This is a genomic window from Streptococcus sp. sy018 (assembly GCF_007859185.1).
Taxonomy (GTDB): domain Bacteria; phylum Bacillota; class Bacilli; order Lactobacillales; family Streptococcaceae; genus Streptococcus.
Window position 1 is genome coordinate 109410 of the sequence record NZ_VOHN01000001.1, and the last position, 23547, is coordinate 132956.

The following is a 23547-nucleotide window of genomic DNA, read 5'->3' on the forward strand; positions in this document are numbered from 1 at the left end:
TTATAATAAGGGAAATAAATTAACGAGGTTGTTCATGAAGTTACTTTATACGGATATTTGGCAGGAATTGACACCACTCTTAGTAGAAGAAGCCAAGACATTTGTAAAGGCTGGCAAGCGTGTTTTTTATATTGCACCGAATTCTCTGTCATTTGAAAAAGAAGGTCAAGTGCTAAGGCTCTTACCTGAACGAGCATCTTTTGCGATAACAGTGACCCGTTTTGCCCAAATGGCTCGCTATTTAACACTTAATAAGATCAAGCAAGAAGAGACGATTGATGATCAGGGCTTGACCATGATTTTTTATAAGCTTTTGCAGGATTTTTCTGATAGTGACTTGCAGGTCTATCATCGAGTGAGAACAGATCAAGCCTTTATTCAGCAGCTGGTGGAACTTTATCAAGAAGTCAAGACCTCTCATTTAGATTGGCTTGATTTAGAGCGGTTGGCAGAAAAAGAGAAAGCGACTGATTTGGTTAAGATTTTTCAAGCTGTCGATGACTTTTTAGTAGAACATCATCTGAGTCAACAATCTTCGCTGGCCTTTCTTAGTCAAGAGATTTTAGCTGGGCGAGTTGATCTGAGTCAATTTGTGATCATCATTGATGGGTTTACGCGTTTTTCAGCAGAAGAAGCTGACTTAGTTAGACTCTTAGACGCTAACAGTCATGAGGTTATTGTTGGTGTCTATGCTAGTCAAAAAGCCTATCAAGCTCAGTACATAGCTGGTCACATTTATCAAGCTAGTGTGACGTTTTTACGAGACCTAGCCAGCCAGTATCAAACTAGACCAATTTATTTGACTTCTTCAGTTCAATCACAATCTGGTCAGCTTGTGACACACGCCTTAGAAATGAAGACGAGTTTCACTGTCGGTTCTTTGCCTAAACTATCAGCTAATCCAGATAAGTTACAAATTTGGCAAGCGGCTCAATCAAAAGATGAGATTGAAGCTGTGGCCAAGTCGATTCGTCAACTAGTCCAATCTGATCAAGGTTGGCGCTATCGAGACGTCACGATTTTAGTTGGTGATTTAACCAGTTACCAATTGGAGATAGAAAAAATTTTTCATCAGTTTGATATTCCCTACTATGTTGCAGCCAGTCAGTCTATGGTTGATCATCCTTTGGTTAATTTTATTGAAGCTTTGGAACGGCTGAAAACCTATCATTATCGAGCAGAAGACTTGCTTAATCTTTTGAAATCAGGTCTTTATGGCCAGTTTGATTTAGCGGATTTAGATCAATTTGAAGTCTATCTCAATTATGCTGATGTTAAAGGTTACCGTCAATTTAAGCAAGATTTCACAGCTAAGGGACAAGTTGGCTACGACTTAGATTTTTTGAATGATTTGCGAACAAGAATCATCACTCCTTTAGCCAACTTCTTAAATAGCCGACCACAAAAAGCGACTAGTCTATTGATTAAATTTAATGACTTTTTGAATCAGGTTGATGTCATGGACAATATGCAAAGGCTAAGTCAGGGCATGAGTCAAGAAGAATTGGAACAACAAGAACAGGTTTGGCAGACTTTTGGTCGCTTATTAGAGCAAGTCCATACAATCTTTGGGTCTAGTAAACTGACGGTGTCTGATTTTCTGTCCATTTTATCAAGTGGTATGCAGGCTAGTCATTATCGTACCCTCCCTGCTACAGTAGATGTGGTCAAAGTCCAATCTTACGACTTAGTTACCCCACATCACAATCACTTCATTTTTGCTTTAGGCATGACTCAAAGTGTTTTTCCTTTGATTAAGCAAAATAAAAGTCTTTTATCAGATGAGGAACGGCTACTATTAAATCAGCAGCAAGAAGATCAGGTCGGACTGGATGTGGTTAGTCATGAAAATGGTCCACGAAATCATTATTTGGCGCTTTCGTTACTCAATAGTGCTAGACAACAGTTAGTTTGTAGTTTTAGCCAATCCGCTGCTTCTAGTGATGACTTATCCTCTTATCTGAAGTTTTTAGAAGAATTAGGACTTGAAAAACAAAAACTTAGTGACGAAAATGATTCAAGTGCTTACAAGGCGATGTTATCTCGTTTGCTGGCAGTCAATCATTTGGAGATTGAAACAGATGACCGTGAGACTTTTTGGCAACAGGCGATTCCTTTTTTACGTCAAAAGTTAACAGAAAATGATTTGAAAACAACTCTACTAGACTTGCCGGAAACAGTTCCAGTAGCAGCAGAAGTCATGCAGAGATGGTTACCCAAAGACCAGTTACAGTTATCAGTTTCAGCCTTAAGAACCTTTTACGATAATCAGTATTTGTACTTCTTACGTTATTTATTAGGTTTACAAGAACCAGAAAGTATCTATCCAGACGCAAGACAACACGGCTCTTATCTGCATAAGGTTTTAGAATACTTTATGGCTGATCAGTCGGATCAGTCTTTTGATCAGCGTTTCAGCCAGGCGCTTGCTCAGACCAGACAAGATCGCTTTTTAGCACCATTTTATCAACAATCTGCTCAAGGTCAGTTTTCTAGAAGTATTTTAGAAACTATTGCAGTCAGTGTTGCCAATTTCTTAGAACAAAATAAGGCTATTCACGTCTTAAAACAGGAAGTTCCGTTTCACTTTAATCAGAGTCAGCAATTACAGGTTAGGGGAATCATTGACCGTCTTGACGGCTTGTTCGATGGCAGTCAAGGGATTGTTGATTACAAGTCTAGTGCTAAGACTTTTGATTTATTGGATTTTTATAATGGTTTAGATACTCAATTAGTGACTTATTTGCAAGCTTTGAAACAGACAGGTCAAGACCCTTTTGGAGCCATGTATCTTCATTTGACCGAACCACACTTAAAATTAAAAAACATCAAGAAAAAAGAAGAGTTGATTGTTAAAGCCTATAAAAACTTGGCTTATAAGGGCTTGTTTTTAGCCAATAAAAAAGAATTTTTAGACAATGCTTATTATCAGTTGAAGTCAGACCTTTATAGCACAGAAGATTTAGAGCGCTTGTTGGCTTATAATCAAAATCTGTATCAAGCAGCAGAGCGGCAAATTCGAACGGGTCATTTTAAGATTAACCCTTATACAGAGGATGGTCTTAGTGTGGCTGGTCGTCAACTGAAAAATATTACACGTTTTTCATCTGATCAACACATGAGTTATGCTCGTCCCTTGTTGAGAGTTAAGGAACGTGGAGAAAAACGTAAATCTTATTTATTAGGATTGATGGAGGGAAAAGATGAAGATTAAACCATTTTTGACTACTGAAGAAATTGTTAGTCTTCAACAGATTGAAGCAAGCTCAGATAAGTTACAAAAGCGAACCCCAGAGCAGATTGAGGCGATTTATAGTCACGGTAAAAATATTTTGGTATCGGCTTCGGCTGGTTCTGGTAAGACTTTTGTCATGATTGAGCGAATTTTTGACATTATCAGTCGAGGTTATCGGATTGATCAGCTATTCATTTCGACCTTCACCGTTAAGGCCGCAGGTGAGCTGAAAGAACGCTTGGAGAAAAAGTTGAGTCAAGCCTTGACTGAAACAGAAGATGTAGAAACGCGTCAGCACCTATCGACACAAATTCAACAACTCGCCCTAGCTGATATTGGGACCATGGATGCCTTTACCAATAAATTGGTTAGTCGATATGCCTACCTTTTAGGTCTGTCGCCACGTTTTAGGATTTTACAAGAGCAGAGTGATCGCAGACTGTTGCAAGATGAGGTCTTTAGTGAGTTATTTCCTTCTTATCTAGAAGGAAAATCGAGTCGAGATTTTGTGCGTTTGGTTAGTAATTTTTCAGCCAATCGTAAGGATAGTAAGGCTTTTCAAGAGGTCGTTTATGCCATTTATGAGTTTAGTCAAAGTATGCCCAATCCAAAAGCTTGGATAAAAGACATCCTTTTAAGTGGTCATAGCAAGTTTTTAAATTTGGATCATTTACCAGAATCCTGGGTGGAGCAACTACTTGCCACTTTGGAGCAAACAGCTGATGCTGTGGAAAACTTAACGCAACTGCCAGACTATCCACAAGTGACTAAAGCCAATAAACCAACAGCGAAATATAAAAATCACCTACAACAAATTCAAACTCTTAGAGAAACCCGTGAACAGTTGTTGAATGGTGATAAGTCATCCTTTAATCAACTTCTTGCTCATTTAACACAAGTACTGCCAACTGGCGAAGAAGTAACCGTCAATAAAGTTGCCTATCCTATCTATACAGCTATACAATTTCATCTGGCTCGTTTTCGTCACTTAGAGACGATTTTGAATTATCAAGGACAAGCAAGCCCACTTTTAGCCATCTTACGAGATTTTGTTGACGATTTTTCACAACAATTCTTACAATTAAAAATTCAAGAAAATGCCCTAGAATTTAGTGATATTTCCCATTTTGCTATTGAACTTTTAGAAAATCATGAACAGTTACGTCAGCAATTTCAAGATGGTTATGTTGAAGTCATGGTGGACGAATACCAGGATAACAATCACTTGCAAGAACGTTTGCTTGATTTATTGTCTAATGGTCGTAATCGCTTCATGGTGGGTGATATCAAGCAATCTATTTATCGTTTTCGTCAATCTGATCCGCAGATTTTCAAGGCTCAGTTTGATCGTTACCAGAAACAATCTGATCAAGGTCAGTTGATTCTTCTAAAAGAAAATTTTCGTAGCCAATCCAGTGTTTTAGACACAACCAATGCCTTCTTTCGTCGCTTGATGGATGAAAGTATTGGCGATGTTCGTTATGACCAAAGTCATCAGTTATTGGTGGGAAGTCCTGCCCAAGAGGTGACTGATAAACAGTTTCAGACCCAATTTTATCTTTATGACCTTGATCAAAAAGACGAACAGTCAGAAGTGGGCGAAGCTGACTTGATTGCTAGAGAAATCATCAAACTTCATCAACAAGGTGTCAATTTTGATCAGATTTGCTTATTAGTGCCTTCTAGAACGGCAAATGACAAGCTAACCAAGATTCTAAGCCATTATGGTATTCCTGTTGTTGTCGATGAACAGGCTAAAAATTATCTCCAATCCATTGAAGTCATGGTCATGCTCGATACCTTGAGAACGATCAATAATCCTCTTAATGATTATCCTTTGGTTGCTCTCTTACGCTCTCCTATGTTTGCTTTTAATGAAGATGATTTGGCTAGAATCGCTCTGCAATCCAAGGAAAAAATCCCCTTTTATCAAAAATTACAGTTAGCAATTGCTCATGAGGGAGAAGCTCCGGATTTGATTGATGTGGATTTAGAACAACGCTTGAAAAAATTTAATCATTGCCTTGATAAATGGCGTCAAGCTGCCAAGGTTAAACGTCTATATCATCTGATTTGGCAGATTTATGAAGAAAAATTTTACTATGATTATGTTGGTGCTTTACCAAAAGGTCAGCAAGCACAAGCTAATCTCTACGCCTTAGCCAGTCGTGCCCATATATTTGAACAAACAGGCTTTAAAGGGCTAACTCGCTTTATTCAAATGATTGATAAGGTTCTAGCTAATCAGCATGATTTGGCTAATGTGGAGTTGCCTGTTAATCAAAATGCCGTCAATCTCATGACCATTCATAAAAGTAAGGGATTAGAGTTTGATTATGTTTTTGTACTTAATCTAGCTAAAGCTTTTAACAAACATTCTTCAAGACAAGCTTTTACCTTGAGTCGTGATTTAGGTTTGGGAATACAATACGTGGCAGATATGAAGGCAGAGTTTGATACCAACTTGGCTAGTTTACCGGTTAGCTTAGATACCCTCGCCTATCAAGTCATCAAAGAACAGAATGATTTAGCGGATTTATCAGAACGCTTGCGACTACTCTATGTAGCAATGACGAGAGCCAAGAAAAAACTGTACTTGATTGGTCAAGCCAGTCAAGAAAAATTTACCAGTCGAGAAGCCTCACCAAAGACAGCAGAAGGCTACTTGGCAGTCAATGTTCGTCAAAGTGCATCTAGTTTTCAAGATTTGTTGCTAGCAACCTTAGCCACATTTCCTCAAAAAGATTTTGCTCTGAATTTAGATTTTGTTGGTCCAGATGACTTAACCCCAGACAAGATTGGTCAACTAGATGATTGCCCACTTGCTATTGACGAAATTCTAAACGAGAATTCCCAGGCTCAATTCGCTCAAGCACTTAGAGATTTAGAAGCAGCCTTGACCTATAATAAGAAATTTGAAGCAGCTATTACCTTGCCTAGTGTTCGCACACCTAGTCAACTTAAATCCCTTTATCAGCCAGTGACAGAGTTAGAGGGGGTTGCCATACTAGATAAGGAAGATATTCGTCTTGACTTCTCACTTCCAGATTTTAAATCATCCAAACCTCTGTCACCAGCAGCTTTGGGAAGTGCTACTCATCAACTTATGCAACTCTTACCTTTGTCTGAACAAGTTGATTTATCTCAACTTAAGACCACTTTAGCTCAGCTTGATGTTGATAAAAATGTGAAACGCCACATTGATTTAGGCAAGCTAGCAGCTTTTTTCCAAACGGATTTAGGCTTGTTATTACAGAGACATCATCACTTTGTTCAACGTGAAGCCCCTTTTTCCATGTTACATCAAGATGAAGCTAGCGGAGAAGATTATATTATTCGTGGGATTTTGGATGGTTATCTTGTACTAGATGATCGGATTATTCTCTTTGATTATAAAACCGATCGTTTTAGTGATAAACAGGTTTTGGTCAATCGCTACCGTAACCAAATGACACTCTATGCCCAAGCCTTATCACAATCTTACCAGATTGAAACCGTTGAAAAATATCTCATTTTATTAGGTGGCAAGCAATTAGAAGTGGTTAAAGTACCATAAAAAAAGACTGAATGTTATTCAGTCTTTTTATAGTAAAAAATGCTCAATCTTAAAGTTCAAGTCAGGGTAGCTGTCAATCAATTCTTGGCTGGTTTCTTGATAGAGCTTGCGAATGTCAGCAATCTTATCTGGAAATTCATTTCCGATATAATGGGATTGACATTCCAAGGTTAGAAACAATTCATGAAAAAGTTGATTCATGCTTAGGAGCTTTTGATGAAGTTGATCATTGTCAGCTAGAAAATCAGGCACTTCGTATTTAGACATCAACAGTGAATCAACAACAGGCTTTTTGACAGGATAGGTTCCATATTCCAAGCTAAATTCGTAGGTCATGAGATCTCCTTTGGATTTGTTTGCCCCTATTTTATCATAAAATCAAAAAAACGAACAGATTTGCCACCTTTTGAATTAGTGATAAAAAAGTTTGGCAAGGCTTTGCAATTTTGACCAAAAGATAGTAAAATAAAAGTGGTTGATCTATCAATCTATTGCAAAGATTAAAGGAGATAAGCATGGCTGAAAAAATTAGAGTATTGCTCTATTATAAGTATGTGCCAATTGAAAATGCGCAAGAATATGCAGCAGAACATTTGGCATTTTGTAAGTCAATCGGACTAAAAGGTCGTATTTTGATTGCCGATGAGGGAATCAATGGTACCGTTTCTGGTGACTATGAAACGACTCAAAAGTATATGGACTGGGTACATAGCGATGAACGTTTCGCTGACTTGTGGTTCAAGATTGATGAAGAAAATGAACAGGCTTTCCGTAAGATGTTTGTTCGCTATAAAAAAGAAATCGTTCATCTTGGTTTAGAAGATAATGATTTTGATAGCGACATCAATCCATTGGAAACAACAGGTGAATACCTATCACCAAAACAATTTAAGGAAGCCCTTCTTGACGAAAATACAGTTGTTTTGGATACGCGTAATGACTATGAGTATGATTTAGGTCATTTCCGTGGTGCCATTCGTCCAGATATTCGCAACTTCCGTGAATTACCACAATGGGTTCGTGATAACAAAGAAAAATTCATGGACAAACGTGTTGTCGTTTACTGTACAGGTGGCGTCCGTTGTGAGAAATTCTCAGGCTGGATGGTTCGTGAAGGTTATAAAGATGTTGGTCAATTACACGGTGGTATTGCCACTTATGGTAAAGATCCAGAAGTGCGTGGTGAACTATGGGAAGGTAAGATGTACGTTTTTGATGACCGTATTGCCGTTGATGTTAATCACGTTGATCCAACAGTGATTGGTAAGGACTGGTATGACGGTTCATCGTGTGACCGTTACGTTAATTGTGCAAATCCATTCTGTAATCGCCAAATCTTCTCAACAGAAGAAAATGAACATAAATATGTTCGTGGTTGTTCTGCAGAATGCCGTGCTCATGAAAGAAACCGCTATGTTGTTGAGCACGGATTGACCCATGAAGAATGGGCAGCTCGTTTAGCGGAAATCGGTGAAACTTTGGAGTTTCATAGTTTGTCGAACTAAAGATAACCTTAACTAGTTAGCTTATTGCTAGCTAGTTTTTTTAAAGGGAAATAATAGACAGGCAAACGAATAAGTGGTAAACTAGATTTAGAAAACGTTTTCAAGTTGTCCTAAATTTTTGTCGCTAATATAAAGGAGTCTAGTCATGAACAAGCAGTTATTGCAGCTTATCAAGCGTGGTAGTATCTTTTATCTATTTTTAGTCGTTATTGATTTACTAATAGAACTATTTCAAATCACTAAGAGCGGAACGATTATCACACTTTTTGGTGTAAAGATTATCAGTAAAATCACGCCGAATGAATTAAACACAACCTTTTTATTACACGATCGATTACTGATTTCTTATCTTGTGACGATGCTTGCCTTTCTACTAGGAGCTTATTTCGTCAATAAGAAGAAATTTAGCAGCCCATAAAACAAAGACATGAAACCATCCCTAGCAAACATAATAGAATAAAGTCCTGAAAGACAGCGAGACGAGAACTCGGTGTCTTTTATTTATTAAAATAATTCAATTTATTATTTTTGTTTAATTATTCTGAAAACAACTTGACAATCTAAATCTTTTGACATATAATAATGAAAACAAAATGAAGGAGTATTCTTATGACAACAGTTGAAAAATTATACCAAGCCTATAAAACCAATCAACCATTACCCTTGGGACAGGTTGAAGCGACAACTAAGGAAGAAGCCTATGCTATCCAAGACGGTGTTCTTGCTCTTAAAGAAGCAGATGGTCAAACACTCAAAGGGTATAAAATCAGCTTAACTAGTCAAAAGACACAGGATCTTTTCAACAGTGATTCGCCGCTTTATGGTGGGATGACGGATGTTACTGTGAAACACACTTACTCCCTAAAAGATTACAATCAGCCGCTTTTAGAGTTGGAATTGGTCTTTTTGATAGAAGACGAATTGTTGCCGACGGATTCTTTGGAAGAGTTAATGGCTAAGTGTAAGGTGGCACCAGGTTTAGAAGTGCCAGATGCGCGTTATCAAGATTGGTTCCCTAAAGCTAGCCTGTATGAGGTTATCGCTGATGGTGCGGTTAATGGTGGTGTAGCTTATGGCGAAGCTAAGAAAGTGAGCTTGGAAGATATTGCAGATGTGGCAGGTCAACTCTTCTTTAATGACGAGTTGGTAACTGAAGGACGCTCGACAGAAGTTTTGGGGCATCCTGTTCATTCACTTAAATGGTTGGTTGATACCCTAGCTGAACATGGTAAGACTCTCCCAGCAGGCATGTTTGTTTCATCAGGGACTTTTGTAATGCCAGTTAAGTTAGAAGTTGGAACATATAAGGCAGTTTATGACAATCTTGGTTCAGTTGAGCTAGTTGTGACAGAATAAGATTTTGAAAAATCATAAAAATAGCAAGTGTTGATAAAACACTTGCTATTTTTGTTTGATAACTTAATAATTTTATTATCAAACTTTTTTCTTGCCAATTTTTATTTTTTAATGTAAAATAAGGTTAATCTGAAAAATGGTTTGAAAATCAAATCATTTTAAGGGAAAGGAGGAAGAGATGACCTATAAGGGAATTATTTATACGGTGGAAGATCAAGTGGCGACACTTACTTTTAATCGTCCAGACGTTTCTAACGGTTTTAACATTCCTATGTGTCAGGAAATTTTGGATGTTTTAGATAAAGTGGCTCAAGATGATCAGATCAGTCTCCTAGTGATTAAGGCCAACGGCAAAGTGTTTTCAGTCGGTGGTGATTTGGTTGAAATGCAACGAGCTGTTGAGGCAGACGATGTGCAATCCTTGGTGTTGATTGCTGATTTGGTTAATCAGATTTCATTTGCGATTAAAAAATTACCCAAGCCAGTCATCATGAATATTGATGGCGCGGTAGCTGGTGCGGCAGCTAATATGGCTGTTGCTGCAGATTTTGTGATTGCAAGCGAGCAAACCAAATTCATTCAAGCCTTTGTCAATGTTGGCTTGGCTCCAGATGCGGGCGGCTTATTCTTGATGACACGAGCGATTGGAGCAAACCGAGCAACCCAATTAGCCATGACTGGTGAGGGCTTGTCGGCTGAAAAAGCTCTTGATTATGGTATTGTCTATCGGATGTGTCCGGCTGATAAATTGGAAAAAACGACGACTCAGTTGATTAAAAAACTCTTGCGTGGCTCTATCAATTCCTATCGAGCTATCAAAGAGATGGTTTGGGCTTCTGAATTTCAAGATTGGCAGGCCTATACTAAGTTAGAATTAGACTTGCAAGAGAACTTAGCATTCAAAGAAGACTTCAAAGAAGGTGTTCGTGCCTATGCCGAACGTCGTCGTCCACGATTTACAGGTCAATAATTTTTGGCAAACCATAGCACATAGTTGCTTATGGCTAGAAAAGTTGGTATAATTTGAGAGTCAAATTTTGTCAAAAATCAGGAGATCAGCATGGAATACGATCAAATAAACGAATACCTTGTTAATATTTTTAATCGGATTCTAATCATTGAAGAGACGAGTCTTCGAACCAGTCAATTCAATGATGTTTCTCTCAAAGAAATACACACGATTGAAATTATTGGCAAAGACTCTCAAGTAACACCGAGTGATATTGCGCGTGAGCTGATGGTCACATTGGGAACAGTCACGACCAGTTTGAACAAACTTGAAAAAAAGGGGTATGTTCAACGGACCAGATCTGATGTCGATCGACGAGTAGTTTACCTTAGTCTAACAAAAAAAGGGAGATTACTGAATCGTCTGCATGCTAAATTCCACAAGTCCATGGTCACTCACATCATTGAGGACCTTGATCCAACTGAGATTGATGTTTTGACTCGAGGTTTGGGCAATCTTCATCAATTTTTGGAGGATTTAGTCTAATGGTTTTTGCAAAAATTAGTCAGGTTGCTCATTATGTGCCTGATCAAATCGTGACGAATGATGATCTTTCTCAGATTTTGGAAACCAGTGATGAGTGGATTTGTTCACGCACTGGGATTACGCAGAGACGTATTAGTCGAGAACAGTCAACCAGTGATTTGGCTTTAGAAGTGGCTAAGCAGCTTTTAGCCAAGGCAAACTTGGATCCTTTGGAGCTTGACTTTGTTATTGTAGCAACGATTACTCCTGACTCTCTTATGCCGTCAACGGCTGCTCGAGTTCAGGCTGGTTTAGCTGCTAAAAATGCCTTTGCTTTTGACTTGACGGCAGCTTGCAGTGGCTTTGCCTTTGCCTTGTCAATGGGACAAAAGTTAATCGAATCTGGGGCTTATGCTAAGGGCTTGATTTTAGGGGCAGAAACCTTGTCCAAGGTGCTAGATTGGTCGGATCGCAGCACGGCTGTTTTATTTGGTGATGGGGCAGGTGGGGTACTGTTAGAACAATCTGACACCAAGCATTTTTTGGCTGAATCACTGAATTCTGATGGTAGTCGTGGTCAAGGTCTGGTATCTAGTGTGACCGCTTTGAACTCGCCGTATTCCATTAAAGAAAAAAATCAACCCTATTTGACCATGGATGGTCGAGCTATTTTTGACTTTGCTATTCGTGATGTGTCAAAAAGTATTATGACTTTGCTTGATAGCTCGGCGATTGACAAAAATCAGATAGATTATTTGTTGTTACATCAAGCTAATCGTCGTATCTTGGAGAAAATGTCTAAGAAGATGGGGATTGCTTTGGAGAAATTTCCAGCTAATATGATGTTTTATGGCAATACCAGTGCAGCCAGCATTCCGATTTTATTATCAGAATGTGTGGCAGATGGTCGTATCAAGTTAGATGGGACACAGACTATTCTTTTGTCAGGCTTCGGTGGAGGTTTGACATGGGGAAGTCTAATTGTTAAAATGTAGTTATTAAAACTTGTGTTTAGCACAAGGTGAATTTATTATTTATTTTAAGGAGAAATAGAAACATGGCAGTATTTGAAAGAGTACAAGAAATTATCGTTGAAGAACTTGGTAAAGAAACAGAAGAAGTAAAATTGGAAACAACTTTCGATGACTTGGATGCTGATTCATTAGATGTCTTCCAAGTAATTTCAGAAATCGAAGATGCTTTTGACATTCAAATCGAAACTGAAGAAGGTCTTAACACAGTTGGCGACCTAGTTGCTTATGTAGAAGAAAAAACTAAATAAGGTGGTTTAAGAATATTCTAATTTTAGAGTATTCTTAAATCTTATCTATATAGTTTGATAATCAAATTATCGATTGAGGGTTAATGTTACAAGATGAAAACAAGAATTACTGACTTACTAAAAATTAAATATCCGATTTTCCAGGGTGGTATGGCTTGGGTTGCTGATGGCGATTTGGCTGGAGAGGTATCAAATGCCGGTGGTTTAGGAATCATTGGTGGTGGCAATGCCCCTAAAGAAGTGGTTAAAGCTAATATTGATCGTGTTAAAGCCATCACCGATAAACCGTTTGGAGTGAATATCATGCTGCTCTCTCCTTTTGCTGATGACATTGTTGATTTGGTCATTGAAGAAGGGGTTAAGGTCGTGACAACTGGTGCAGGTAATCCTGGTAAATACATGGAACGATTCCATGAAGCAGGGATTGTGGTGATTCCAGTGGTTCCAAGCGTAGCTTTGGCGAAACGTATGGAAAAATTGGGAGCAGACGCTGTTGTAGCCGAAGGTATGGAAGCAGGTGGTCATATCGGTAAATTAACAACCATGGCCTTGGTTCGTCAGGTTGCCGCTGCGGTTAATATTCCAGTCATTGCTGCCGGTGGTATTGCTGATGGTTGTGGAGTTGCGGCTGCCTTTATGTTAGGAGCTGAGGCGGTTCAGATAGGCACACGCTTTGCAGTTGCCAAAGAGTCCAATGCTCATCAAAATTTTAAGAACAAGATTCTTAAAGCCAAGGATATTGATACGGTTGTGTCAGCTTCCATTGTGGGACATCCTGTGCGTGCCATTAAAAATAAACTGTCAACAACCTATGCCAAGGCCGAGCAAGATTATATGCGTGGTCTAAAAGATGAGCGAGAAATCGAAGAATTGGGAGCGGGTGCCTTGCGTAATGCGGTGGTTGATGGTGATGTGGATTTTGGTTCAGTTATGGCAGGTCAGATTTCAGGGTTGATTGATAAGGAAGAAACTTGTGAAGCCATTTTGAAAGACCTCTATTATGGTGCGGCAGACATTATCCAAATGCAAGCCAGTCGCTGGTCAGATGTGGAGAAGTAGTATGGGAAAGACAGCCTTTTTATTCGCTGGTCAAGGGGCACAAAAGCTAGGTATGGCTTATGACCTGTTCCAAAAATACGCTTGTGTTCGGGAAACCTTTGCCCAGGCCAATGATATTTTGGGTTATGATTTACGATTTTTAATTGATTGTGAAGAAGACAAGTTACATCAAACCCGTTATACTCAACCGGCTATTTTCACAACTTCAGTAGCGATTTTTCGCTTGTTGCAAGAACAAGGTCTTTCAGCTGATATGGTAGCTGGTCTGTCTTTGGGTGAATATTCAGCCTTGGTGGCTTCAGGTGCTTTGTCATTTGAAGAGGCTTTACCTTTGGTTGCTAAACGAGGACAATTGATGGAAACAGCTGTTCCCAAAGGGATTGGTAAGATGGTAGCCGTCTTAAACACACCAATAGACGTTATCGAAGAAGCCTGTCGTCAAGCGTCAGTCAAAGGAGTGGTTAACCCTGCCAATTACAATACGCCCAATCAAATCGTCATTGGTGGTCATACTGAAGCGGTTAATGAAGCTGTAGAATTACTAAAAAACGAAGGTATCAAACGTTTAATACCTCTCAATGTATCTGGTCCTTTCCATACTGCCTTACTTCAGCCTGCCAGTCAAGAACTAGCCAAGGTACTTGAAACCGTATCTTTTTCTGACTTTGCTATTCCTTTGATTGGCAATACAGAAGCCAAGGTGATGGAACAATCACAGATCAAATCACTCTTGACACGTCAGGTTATGGAACCAGTTCGTTTCTACGAGTCAATTGAACAAATGAGAGCCATGGGAGCAACACGTTTTATCGAGATTGGTCCAGGTCAGATTTTGAGTGGCTTTATTAAGAAGATTGACAAGCGACTCATGTCAGCTCATGTGGAAGACGAGGCTAGTTTGATGGATTTATTGGCAAAAATGGAGATTTAATAAATGGAATTACAAGGAAAAAATGTTTTTATAACAGGCTCAAGTCGAGGAATTGGCTTGGCTGTTGCTCATCGTTTTGCTAGTCTTGGGGCTAATGTAATTTTGAACGGTCGTCGTCCAATTTCAGCTCAACTTTTAGAAGAGTTTGAGGTTTATAAGGTTAAGGTCTTAGCGATTTCTGGTGATGTGGCTGATGGAGTAGATGCGAAACGAATGATTGAAGAAGCTATTGCTAGTTTGGGTAGCGTTGATATTTTGGTCAATAATGCAGGCATAACCAAGGACAAATTGATGTTGAAGATGACGGAAGATGACTTTGAAGCTGTCTTGAAAATCAATCTGACTGGGGCATTTAACATGACACAATCGGTCCTAAAACAGATGACAAAAGCTCGTCAAGGTGCTATTATTAACATATCAAGTGTGGTTGGGTTGACTGGTAATATTGGTCAAGCTAATTACGCAGCGTCCAAGGCTGGCTTGATTGGTTTTACCAAGTCGGTTGCTCGTGAAGTTGCTGGTCGTGGTATTCGTGTTAATGCGGTGGCACCAGGTTTTATTGAGTCAGATATGACAGATGCTATGACAGATAAGGTCAAGGAAATGGCCCTTACTCAAATTCCTATGAAACGGATTGGTAAGCCAGAAGAAGTGGCAAGTTTAGTGACTTTTTTGGCAGAACAAGAGTATCTAACAGGTCAAGTCCTTGCTATTGACGGTGGCATGACCATGCAAGGCTAATCCTAGAGCCCTGAATGAAAGAAACTAAAAGGTAAAGAAATGACAGTTAATCGAGTTGTAGTAACAGGTTATGGTGTGACCTCACCGATTGGAAATACACCTGAGGAATTTTGGAAGAGTTTAGAAACTGGTCAAATTGGGATTGGTCCCATTACGCGTTTTGACACATCAGAGATTCCTGTTCACAATGCAGGTGAAATTAAGGATTTTCCCTTTGATAAGTATTTTGTTCGCAAGGACAAAAATCGGATGGACATGTATTCTATCTACGCTATTTATGCAACCTTGGAAGCTTTGGAGAATGCTGGGTTAGACATGGCTAGTGTCAACCGTGAACGCACAGGGGTCATTGTGTCGTCTGGTATCGGTGGCCTTCAAGAAATGCAGGAGCAAATCATTCGTTTGCATGAAAAAGGGATGAAACGCATTCAGCCGATGTTTGTGCCAAAAGCACTGTCTAATATGGCAGCAGGAAATATCGCTCTTCGTATTGGTGCTCAAGGTGTTTGTAAATCAATTACGACTGCTTGTGCTTCAGCCAATGATGCCATTGGTGAAGCCTTTCGTGAAATTAAATTCGGCTTGCAAGAGGTGGTCTTAGCGGGTGGTGCAGAAGCGACCATCAATGAAATTGGTATCGGTGGCTTTAATGCCTTGACAGCCCTATCAACAACAGAAGATCCTACTCGTTCGTCTATTCCATTTGACAAGGAACGTAATGGTTTTGTTATGGGCGAAGGTGCAGGTGTCTTAGTGCTTGAAAGTCTTGAACACGCTCAAAAACGTGGAGCAACCATCCTGGCTGAAGTCGTTGGCTACGGTAATACCTGTGACGCCTATCATCAAACCAGTCCATCACCAGATGGTTCTGGAGCAGCTAGGGCCATGCGTTTAGCGATTGAAGAGGCTGGTATTACAGCATCAGATGTGGATTATGTCAATGCCCACGGTACCTCAACACCGGCTAATGAAAAAGGCGAAAGCCAAGCTATCGTTGCAGTGGTCGGTCGTCAAGTTCCTGTATCGTCAACCAAGTCCTTTACAGGTCACTTACTTGGAGCAGCAGGTGGGGTGGAAGCCATTGCAACTATTGAAGCCATACGTCATGGTTTTATTCCCATGACAGCTGGTACACAAGAACTATCAGAAGATATTGAGGCAAATGTCGTTTATGGTCAAGGCCAAAAGGCAGAAATTAAGTATGCCTTGTCAAACACTTTTGGTTTTGGTGGTCATAATGCGGTAACCGCCTTTAAGCGTTGGGAGGATTAAGGTGAATATTGCAGAAATCAAAGATTTGATGGCACAATTTGACCAATCAAGTCTAAAAGAATTTACATATCGTAATGGTTCAGACGAGCTAAGCTTTAGTAAAAATGATATTAAAGTCACTGCCAATCAAGTTGTTCAACCAGTAGAAGAAGTAAAATCAGTGCCTGCTCAAGAGGTTCAACAACCAGTTGCTGAAACGGCAGAAGAAGCAGTTGTTGCGATAGAACTGGCAGAGGGTGACGTTGTTGAAAGTCCCTTGGTTGGTGTGGCTTACCTAGCCCCATCTCCAGACAAGCCAACCTTTGTTTCTGTTGGCGATCGTGTCACCAAAGGACAAACCTTACTGATTATTGAAGCCATGAAAGTCATGAATGAAGTGCCTGCACCATATGATGGTGTGGTGACTGAAATTTTGGTGACTAATGAAGAAGTGATTGAATTTGGTAAAGGATTGGTACGCATTAAATGATTGATATTAAAGCGATTCAAGAAGCCCTACCTCATCGCTATCCCTTTCTGTTAGTGGATCGTGTTTTAGAGGTCAGAGAAGATGAAATTGTTGCTCTAAAAAATGTGACCATCAATGAACCTTTTTTTCAAGGACATTTTCCAAACTATCCTGTCATGCCAGGTGTCTTGATTATGGAAGCCTTAGCTCAGACAGCAGGTGTCTTAGAATTATCCAAAGCAGGTAATCAAGGCAAGCTAGTCTTTTATGCAGGTATGGATAAGGTCAAATTCAAAAAACAGGTGGTTCCAGGAGATCAGCTCATCATGACAGCTAAATTTATCAAGCGTCGTGGTACCATTGCAGTGGTTGAAGCCAAGGCTGAAGTTGATGCTCAATTAGCAGCCAGTGGTGTTTTGACCTTTGCAATTGGTGGTTAATCAAAGATAAAAAGAGAGGGAGTTATCCTCCATGTTTAAAAAACTATTGATTGCTAACCGTGGTGAAATTGCCGTGCGAATTATTCGTGCAGCAAGAGAATTGGGGATTGCTACGGTAGCAGTGTATTCAGAAGCGGATAAGGATTCGTTGCATACGATTTTGGCTGACGAGGCTATTTGTATTGGACCAGCCAAGTCAATGCATTCTTATCTCAATATGAACAGTGTCTTGTCAGCAGCTATTGTGACTGGGGCAGAAGCCATCCATCCAGGGTTTGGTTTTTTAAGTGAAAACTCTAAATTCGCTACCATGTGTGAAGAGATGAACATCAAGTTTATTGGGCCAAGTGCTTTAGTCATGGACAAGATGGGCGATAAAATCAATGCTCGTCAGGAAATGCTAAAAGCCAAGGTGTCAGTAATCCCTGGTTCAGAAGGTGAAGTCACAACGAGTGAAGAGGCACTTCAAATTGCAGAAAGTGTTGGCTATCCAGTTATGCTAAAAGCCTCGGCAGGTGGTGGTGGTAAGGGAATTCGTAAGGTTAGTCGCAAAGAAGACTTGGTGGCTGCCTTTGAATCAGCTTCCCAGGAAGCCCTAGCAGCCTTTGGCAATGGGGCCATGTATATCGAAAAAGTGGTCTATCCAGCCCGTCATATTGAGGTGCAAATTTTAGGTGATAGTTATGGCAATATCGTTCATTTGGGTGAGCGTGACTGTTCTTTACAACGCAACAACCAAAAAGTCTTAGAAGAAAGCCCGTCGATTGCCATTGGTCAAACTTTACGTCAGCAAATGGGAGAAGCTGCAGTAAGGGCTGCCAAGGCCGTTTCTTATGAAAATGCAGGAACGATTGAGTTCCTTTTGGATGAATCATCAGGTCAATTCTTCTTTATGGAGATGAATACCCGCGTTCAAGTGGAGCATCCCGTTACCGAGTTTGTCACAGGTATTGATATTGTCAAGGAACAAATCAAAATCGCTGCTGGGCAACCCTTGAGCGTCAGTCAAGATGAAATTCGCTTGACGGGTCATGCTATTGAATGTCGTATTAACGCTGAAAATCCAGCCTTTAACTTTGCACCAAGCCCAGGTAAGATTACAGACCTTTATTTACCAAGTGGCGGAGTAGGTGTGCGAGTGGATTCGGCAGTTTATCAAGGTTACACGATTCCTCCCTACTATGACAGCATGATCGCCAAGGTCATCGTTCATGGGGATAATCGTTTTGATGCTTTGATGAAGATGCAGCGTGCTTTATACGAGTTAGAGATTGAAGGTGTGGTAACCAATAGTGATTTTCAGCTTGATTTAATTTCCGACAAACGTGTGATTGCAGGGGATTATGACACATCTTTCTTGATGGAAACCTTTTTGCCAGCTTACAATCAAAAGGATAATTAGGAGGTCTTATGGCTTTATTTAGTAAAAAAGATAAATCTATTCGTATCAGTCCTAACCGTTCCTTGCGTCAAAAACAAACTCGTGATGTGCCAGAAGTTCCAGATGAGCTATTTGCCAAGTGTCCGTCTTGTAAGCATATCATCTACCAAAAAGATTTGGGAATGGCAAAGATTTGCCCTTCTTGTGGTTATAATTTTCGGATTTCAGCCCAAGAACGTCTAGCTTTAACAGTGGATGAGGGGACTTTTGAAGAGTTGTTTACTGGCTTGGAAACGATCGATCCTTTAAATTTTCCAAATTATGACGAGAAATTACGTCAGGTTCGCAAAGCTACAGGTCTTGATGAGGCTGTGGTGACTGGTCTTGCTAAGATTAAGGGGCAAGAATTAGCCTTGGCAATCATGGATGCTCGCTTTATCATGGCTAGCATGGGGACGGTTGTCGGTGAAAAGATAACAAGATTGTTTGAACTAGCTACTAAGCAAGGTTTGCCAGTTGTGATTTTTACAGCCTCTGGCGGAGCTAGGATGCAAGAGGGAATTATGAGTTTGATGCAGATGGCTAAAATCTCAGCAGCAGTCAAACGACATTCTAATGCCGGTCTTTTTTACCTGACAGTTCTAACGGACCCAACGACTGGTGGCGTGACAGCTAGTTTTGCCATGGAAGGGGATATTATTCTGGCTGAACCTCAGGCTCTAATTGGCTTTGCTGGTCGCCGTGTCATTGAAACGACGGTGCGTCAAACCTTGCCAGAAGATTTTCAAAAAGCAGAGTTTCTCTTGGCGCATGGTTTTGTGGATGCCATTGTACCAAGAATGGACTTGCGTGAGCGAATTGCCAAATTGCTAGCCTTTCATGGAGGTGTCAAATGAGTCGAGTTGCAAGAATTGTAAAAGAAGCCAGAGATCAAAGTCGATTGACAACCCTTGATTACGCCCACCAAGTGTTTGATGACTTTATGGAATTACATGGAGATCGTCAGATGGCTGATGATGGCGCTGTTATTGGTGGCTTGGCTTATTTGGCAGGTCGTCCAGTGACAGTGATTGGGATTCAAAAAGGGAAAAATCTACAGGATAATCTGAATCGTCGTTTTGGTCAACCCAATCCAGAAGGCTATCGTAAAGCACTGCGTCTGATGAAACAAGCCGAAAAATTTGGTCGTCCTGTCATTACCTTTATCAATACTGCAGGTGCTTATCCAGGTATTGAGGCTGAAGAACGCGGTCAAGGCGAAGCGATTGCTAGAAATTTGATGGAAATGAGTGACCTCAAAGTGCCAATTATCGCTGTGATTATTGGTGAGGGTGGCTCAGGTGGTGCCTTAGCCCTAGCAGTTGCTGACCGTGTTTGGATGTTGGAACACACCATTTATGCGGTACTCAGCCCAGAAGGTTTTGCCTCTATCTTATGGAAAGATGGCACACGGGCCAATGAAGCGGCTGAGTTAATGAAAATTACAGCTGCTGAACTGCTTCAGATGAAGGTAATTGATAAGATTATTGCAGAGCATGGTTACTTTACTAGTGAAACCTTGGACTTTTTGAAAGCTAGTTTGATTGAAGAATTGGATTATCTAACAAAACTACCAGTGGCACAATTGTTAGAAGAACGTTATCAACGATTTAGAAAATATTAAGAGAGGTTGGCAGAGCCAGCCTTTTCTTCTTGATGTAAAAGTCTTTTTGATTTTATGCTATAATAAGGGGAAGTAAAAGGAGAAAAAAATGCAAAAAAATGATATTATCCGTGTTCAAGTGACTGATTTGAGCCATGACGGTTTGGGTGTGGTTAGACATGAAGGCAAGGTCTTTTTTGTGGATAATGCTCTACCAAATGAAGAAATTGACATGCGAATCTTGAAATTAGCTAAGAATATTTCTTATGGAAAAGTTGAGCGTTGGATCAGTCAATCGCCCTATCGACAAGAGGACGTGGCTTTGGCTTATTTGCGAACAGGTATCGCGGATTTGGGGCATCTAGCCTATGATCAGCAGCTATTATTTAAAGCAGAACAGGTTAGAAAAAGTTTGTCGAAAATTGCAGGGCTTAAAGAGAGTCTAGTCCTAGATACCTTGGGTATGGAGCAACCCTTGGCTTATCGTAATAAGGCTCAAGTCCCTGTTCGCCGTGTCAATGGCCAGCTAGAAACAGGTTTTTTCCGTAAGCAGTCACATGATTTAATTCCCCTTTCTGATTATTACATTCAACATCCAGAGATTGACCAACTGATCAATACGACCCGTGATTTATTGCGTCGTTTGGACTTAAAGCCCTATGACGAAGAGGCTCATACAGGATTGATTCGTCATATTTTGGTAAGGCGTGGGCATTACTCAGGTCAGCTCATGTTGGTCTTGGTGACGACTCGCCCAAAGATTTTTCGTATTGAGCAATTGATTGAACACTTGACGAAATCTTTTCCGAATTTGGTGTCGATTATTCAAAACATCAACGATCAAAAGACCAATGTGATTTTAGGTAAAGCGTTTCGCACCTTGTATGGTTCGCCGACCATCAGCGATCAACTACTAGGCAACCATTATGAAATTTCAGCTCAGTCTTTTTATCAGGTTAATACCCCTATGGCTGAAAAACTGTATCAAACAGCTATTGAATTTGCTGATTTGACGCCGAGTGATGTGGTCATTGATGCCTACTCAGGTATTGGAACGATTGGCTTATCTTTTGCCAAACATGTTAAGGCGGTCTATGGTGTCGAAGTTGTCAAGCAAGCCGTAGAGGATGCCAAAGCCAATGCCAAACGTAACGGTATTAGTAACGCTCATTATCAGATAGGCCCTGCTGAAAAAGTCATGTCCCAGTGGTTGAAAGATGGGCTTGTAGCAGATGTGATTATTGTTGACCCACCACGCAAGGGCTTAACAGAAAGTTTCATTGAGACAAGTAGCCAAATGGGAGCGAAAAAAATTGTTTATATCTCTTGTAACCCAGCGACCATGGCGCGTGATATCAAGTACTATCACCAATTAGGTTACCAACTCATCAAAAGCCAACCAGTTGATCTATTTCCACAGACGCATCACGTGGAGTGTGTAGCTCTGCTCGTGAAGGTCTAGAGGCTTCTGAATGAAAGCATATTAAAAAGCCTTGGAGACAAGGCTTTTTCTTATGTGGTGGAGAAGCATTGGAGTGAATAGAAGTAATAACTAGAATTTATCTCATTCTATTTCCATTTATTCTGTGGGCACGTGTTTGTTTCCATTGATAAGGAGTATGAAGGAATAGAAATGCACCTACAATCCATGAACTTATTATTGATAAAGACACTTGGGAATTAGTACATTTGGAATTAGCAAGAAGGAAAGCATTTCGTGAAGAACATCTACTGAAATCATACATCATGCAAAATGACGATACCCCTTTTACAACTAAAGTATTCTGTGCATAATGTGGATTGGTATTTGGTCGAAAGAACTGGACTACCAGTCGAGGTAAACGTGAAGTATGGCAGTGTAACAATCGTTATAGGGTCAAAGGACAGATTGGCTGTCAGAATAACCATATTGTTGAAGAAACGCTAGAGAAAGCAGTAGTAATGGCTGTAGAACTACTAAGTGAGAATGTTGATTTGTTACATGGAAAATGGAATAAGATACTGGAAGAAATTCGTCTTCTAGAAAAGCAATGTAGTACAAAGTTGGCTGATATGATAAACAAGACTTCTTGGGAATTTGATTCGTATGAGATGTGTTAGGTGGTGGATAGTATTACAATTTCAGAAGATGGGCAGATAAGTGTAAAATTTTTAGAAGGGACTGAGATAGATTTGTAAGTGACTGTGACCGAAAAGTTACGGTTTTTCTTTGATTGTGTGGTAAAATATTAATTGAAATGTTGTTTATATGTTTCGAACAAAGTGTTATGGGAGGTAAGAAATGCGTTATGAAGTAAAATTAGACTTTGATTATTTTGAAATAGACGATCCTTGGGGAACCGCGATTAAATTACCGAATGGTGCAGTTTTCTCTTTCTGGAATTGTAAAATAAAATATGTAAACAGTAATCTCAGTCACTATCTTTTGATTAATTCGGAACAGCAACAGAATATTGAAGAAGCAATTATTTTACTTTCTTTTTTCACCACAATACCGTTGGTTGCCATTAAAAAGGATTTTTATCTAACTAATGAAGATTATTCCGAAACACAGAAGGAAAATGTAGCTACGAAAACATGGTGCGATAAGCTTGAAATTATTACCTTAAAACTAAAAGCTAAGAGAAATATAAAACATAGAGATACAATCCTATCATTGATGCAAATGTGTTCTTTTGGAGTGTTGCATGAGTACAGGGAACATGAAGACGAACAATTTTTTATGTATTTCAAATCTGTTGAGAAATTAGCTAAATTGCAAATAGATAATAATAGAATTTTACAAGATACTTCAGGTAATCGTAAAGAAGAGTTTAAAAAATTTTTAGAAGAGATGTTTAATAGTGATTTTAGCAAAACAAGATTTGATGATTCAACATTAGAGGAAATTTCAGGTTCACTGAATGGTGTATTAGAAAAGTATTTAAAGAGTAAGAACCATAGGCGGATTGTGCTTGCATTGAGTAGCTTGGTAGAGTCCTGTGAAAACGTAGAGATAAAAAAAAGGTTACGAAAAATTGACAGTTCTAGAATTCAGCAGCTAGTAAAGATAAGAAATGGTATTGCTCACGGCAATATTGTTTCAATAAATATTAACGACTTAGGAGAAATTGAATTTCTTGCACGTCAGATGATATCGATATATTATTTTGGCGAAAACTTTGAAAGATATTCTCTATCATCAAAAAAATTTAATATTCAATTATGGTAAGTTTTTTTTATGTT

The 23547-nt window shown here is 39.6% G+C and carries 21 protein-coding genes and 1 pseudogene; 21 read left to right on the forward strand and 1 reads right to left on the reverse strand.

The features are described from left to right. Positions 1-34 precede the first annotated feature (34 nt). Together rexB and addA are read left to right on the forward strand one after the other, a co-directional pair. Complete coding sequence (gene rexB, locus FRX52_RS00585; protein ID WP_146538116.1) at positions 35-3214, forward strand: ATP-dependent nuclease subunit B; 3180 nt, start codon at positions 35-37, stop codon at positions 3212-3214. Next, positions 3204-6791, forward strand: a complete 3588-nt coding sequence (addA, locus tag FRX52_RS00590) for a helicase-exonuclease AddAB subunit AddA (RefSeq protein WP_146538117.1) — start codon at positions 3204-3206, stop codon at positions 6789-6791. Before rexB ends, addA begins: the two co-directional genes overlap by 11 nt. 27 nt (positions 6792-6818) lie before the next feature. On the opposite strand, the gene FRX52_RS00595 is transcribed toward addA, so the two are convergent. Beyond that, entirely contained in the window at positions 6819-7127 is a 309-nt protein-coding gene (locus FRX52_RS00595) for a hypothetical protein (protein WP_146538118.1), read from the reverse strand. Between the two features lie 179 nt (positions 7128-7306). Here FRX52_RS00595 and FRX52_RS00600 point away from each other — a divergent pair, with 179 nt between their 5' ends. The 19 genes and pseudogenes from FRX52_RS00600 (at position 7307) to FRX52_RS00690 (ending at position 23533) form a co-directional block, all read left to right on the forward strand. Continuing rightward, positions 7307-8296, forward strand: a complete 990-nt coding sequence (locus tag FRX52_RS00600) for a rhodanese-related sulfurtransferase (protein WP_146460008.1) — start codon at positions 7307-7309, stop codon at positions 8294-8296. A 145-nt stretch (positions 8297-8441) separates the two neighbouring features. After that, a complete protein-coding gene (locus tag FRX52_RS00605; RefSeq protein WP_146538119.1) occupies positions 8442-8714 on the forward strand; it encodes a hypothetical protein in 273 nt (90 codons plus the stop codon). A 191-nt stretch (positions 8715-8905) separates the two neighbouring features. Next, positions 8906-9652 (forward strand): 2-keto-4-pentenoate hydratase, encoded by a 747-nt coding sequence (locus FRX52_RS00610; protein ID WP_146538120.1) that lies wholly within the window; start codon positions 8906-8908, stop codon positions 9650-9652. 178 nt (positions 9653-9830) lie between these two features. Continuing rightward, entirely contained in the window at positions 9831-10622 is a 792-nt protein-coding gene (locus FRX52_RS00615; RefSeq protein ID WP_146538121.1) for an enoyl-CoA hydratase, read from the forward strand. A gap of 90 nt (positions 10623-10712) precedes the next feature. Further along, positions 10713-11147: a MarR family winged helix-turn-helix transcriptional regulator gene (locus FRX52_RS00620; RefSeq protein ID WP_146538122.1), complete on the forward strand. Its 435-nt coding sequence runs from the start codon at positions 10713-10715 to the stop codon at positions 11145-11147. Continuing rightward, positions 11147-12121, forward strand: a complete 975-nt coding sequence (locus FRX52_RS00625) for a beta-ketoacyl-ACP synthase III (RefSeq protein ID WP_146538123.1) — start codon at positions 11147-11149, stop codon at positions 12119-12121. The genes FRX52_RS00620 and FRX52_RS00625 overlap by 1 nt, the downstream gene beginning before the upstream one ends. A gap of 62 nt (positions 12122-12183) precedes the next feature. Beyond that, a complete protein-coding gene (locus tag FRX52_RS00630; protein WP_146538124.1) occupies positions 12184-12408 on the forward strand; it encodes an acyl carrier protein in 225 nt (74 codons plus the stop codon). 93 nt (positions 12409-12501) lie between these two features. Beyond that, positions 12502-13467 (forward strand): enoyl-[acyl-carrier-protein] reductase FabK, encoded by a 966-nt coding sequence (fabK, locus tag FRX52_RS00635; RefSeq protein WP_146538125.1) that lies wholly within the window; start codon positions 12502-12504, stop codon positions 13465-13467. A gap of 1 nt (position 13468) precedes the next feature. After that, on the forward strand, positions 13469-14398 hold the full coding sequence (gene fabD, locus FRX52_RS00640; RefSeq protein WP_146538126.1) for an ACP S-malonyltransferase: 930 nt from the start codon (positions 13469-13471) through the stop codon (positions 14396-14398). Positions 14399-14401: 3 nt separating this feature from the next. Beyond that, on the forward strand, positions 14402-15139 hold the full coding sequence (gene fabG, locus FRX52_RS00645; protein WP_146538127.1) for a 3-oxoacyl-[acyl-carrier-protein] reductase: 738 nt from the start codon (positions 14402-14404) through the stop codon (positions 15137-15139). Positions 15140-15178: 39 nt separating this feature from the next. Further along, on the forward strand, positions 15179-16411 hold the full coding sequence (fabF, locus tag FRX52_RS00650; protein WP_146538128.1) for a beta-ketoacyl-ACP synthase II: 1233 nt from the start codon (positions 15179-15181) through the stop codon (positions 16409-16411). Position 16412: 1 nt separating this feature from the next. After that, positions 16413-16880, forward strand: coding sequence for an acetyl-CoA carboxylase biotin carboxyl carrier protein (gene accB, locus FRX52_RS00655; protein WP_146538129.1), 468 nt, complete (start codon positions 16413-16415; stop codon positions 16878-16880). Beyond that, positions 16877-17299: a 3-hydroxyacyl-ACP dehydratase FabZ gene (gene fabZ / locus FRX52_RS00660; RefSeq protein WP_146538130.1), complete on the forward strand. Its 423-nt coding sequence runs from the start codon at positions 16877-16879 to the stop codon at positions 17297-17299. Before accB ends, fabZ begins: the two co-directional genes overlap by 4 nt. Before the next feature lie 31 nt (positions 17300-17330). Then, positions 17331-18701, forward strand: a complete 1371-nt coding sequence (locus FRX52_RS00665) for an acetyl-CoA carboxylase biotin carboxylase subunit (RefSeq protein WP_146538131.1) — start codon at positions 17331-17333, stop codon at positions 18699-18701. Between the two features lie 8 nt (positions 18702-18709). Then, complete coding sequence (accD, locus tag FRX52_RS00670) at positions 18710-19576, forward strand: acetyl-CoA carboxylase, carboxyltransferase subunit beta (RefSeq protein ID WP_146538132.1); 867 nt, start codon at positions 18710-18712, stop codon at positions 19574-19576. Then, a complete protein-coding gene (locus FRX52_RS00675) occupies positions 19573-20343 on the forward strand; it encodes an acetyl-CoA carboxylase carboxyl transferase subunit alpha (protein ID WP_146538133.1) in 771 nt (256 codons plus the stop codon). The genes accD and FRX52_RS00675 overlap by 4 nt, the downstream gene beginning before the upstream one ends. A gap of 88 nt (positions 20344-20431) precedes the next feature. Then, positions 20432-21784: a 23S rRNA (uracil(1939)-C(5))-methyltransferase RlmD gene (gene rlmD / locus FRX52_RS00680; RefSeq protein ID WP_146538134.1), complete on the forward strand. Its 1353-nt coding sequence runs from the start codon at positions 20432-20434 to the stop codon at positions 21782-21784. Between the two features lie 185 nt (positions 21785-21969). Further along, a pseudogene (locus tag FRX52_RS00685) lies at positions 21970-22500 on the forward strand (zinc ribbon domain-containing protein); the annotation flags it as partial. Positions 22501-22603: 103 nt separating this feature from the next. Further along, on the forward strand, positions 22604-23533 hold the full coding sequence (locus tag FRX52_RS00690; RefSeq protein ID WP_146538135.1) for a hypothetical protein: 930 nt from the start codon (positions 22604-22606) through the stop codon (positions 23531-23533). Positions 23534-23547: the final 14 nt, after the last annotated feature.

Bases quoted from the DNA above. Each gene is read 5' to 3' on its own strand.
- rexB (WP_146538116.1), top strand. From the start codon at position 35: ATGAAGTTACTTTATACGGATATTTGGCAGGAATTGACACCACTCTTA.
- addA (WP_146538117.1), top strand. From the start codon at position 3,204: ATGAAGATTAAACCATTTTTGACTACTGAAGAAATTGTTAGTCTTCAA.
- FRX52_RS00595 (WP_146538118.1), bottom strand. From the start codon at position 7,127: ATGACCTACGAATTTAGCTTGGAATATGGAACCTATCCTGTCAAAAAG.
- FRX52_RS00600 (WP_146460008.1), top strand. From the start codon at position 7,307: ATGGCTGAAAAAATTAGAGTATTGCTCTATTATAAGTATGTGCCAATT.
- FRX52_RS00605 (WP_146538119.1), top strand. From the start codon at position 8,442: ATGAACAAGCAGTTATTGCAGCTTATCAAGCGTGGTAGTATCTTTTAT.
- FRX52_RS00610 (WP_146538120.1), top strand. From the start codon at position 8,906: ATGACAACAGTTGAAAAATTATACCAAGCCTATAAAACCAATCAACCA.
- FRX52_RS00615 (WP_146538121.1), top strand. From the start codon at position 9,831: ATGACCTATAAGGGAATTATTTATACGGTGGAAGATCAAGTGGCGACA.
- FRX52_RS00620 (WP_146538122.1), top strand. From the start codon at position 10,713: ATGGAATACGATCAAATAAACGAATACCTTGTTAATATTTTTAATCGG.
- FRX52_RS00625 (WP_146538123.1), top strand. From the start codon at position 11,147: ATGGTTTTTGCAAAAATTAGTCAGGTTGCTCATTATGTGCCTGATCAA.
- FRX52_RS00630 (WP_146538124.1), top strand. From the start codon at position 12,184: ATGGCAGTATTTGAAAGAGTACAAGAAATTATCGTTGAAGAACTTGGT.
- fabK (WP_146538125.1), top strand. From the start codon at position 12,502: ATGAAAACAAGAATTACTGACTTACTAAAAATTAAATATCCGATTTTC.
- fabD (WP_146538126.1), top strand. From the start codon at position 13,469: ATGGGAAAGACAGCCTTTTTATTCGCTGGTCAAGGGGCACAAAAGCTA.
- fabG (WP_146538127.1), top strand. From the start codon at position 14,402: ATGGAATTACAAGGAAAAAATGTTTTTATAACAGGCTCAAGTCGAGGA.
- fabF (WP_146538128.1), top strand. From the start codon at position 15,179: ATGACAGTTAATCGAGTTGTAGTAACAGGTTATGGTGTGACCTCACCG.
- fabZ (WP_146538130.1), top strand. From the start codon at position 16,877: ATGATTGATATTAAAGCGATTCAAGAAGCCCTACCTCATCGCTATCCC.
- FRX52_RS00665 (WP_146538131.1), top strand. From the start codon at position 17,331: ATGTTTAAAAAACTATTGATTGCTAACCGTGGTGAAATTGCCGTGCGA.
- accD (WP_146538132.1), top strand. From the start codon at position 18,710: ATGGCTTTATTTAGTAAAAAAGATAAATCTATTCGTATCAGTCCTAAC.
- FRX52_RS00675 (WP_146538133.1), top strand. From the start codon at position 19,573: ATGAGTCGAGTTGCAAGAATTGTAAAAGAAGCCAGAGATCAAAGTCGA.
- rlmD (WP_146538134.1), top strand. From the start codon at position 20,432: ATGCAAAAAAATGATATTATCCGTGTTCAAGTGACTGATTTGAGCCAT.
- FRX52_RS00690 (WP_146538135.1), top strand. From the start codon at position 22,604: ATGCGTTATGAAGTAAAATTAGACTTTGATTATTTTGAAATAGACGAT.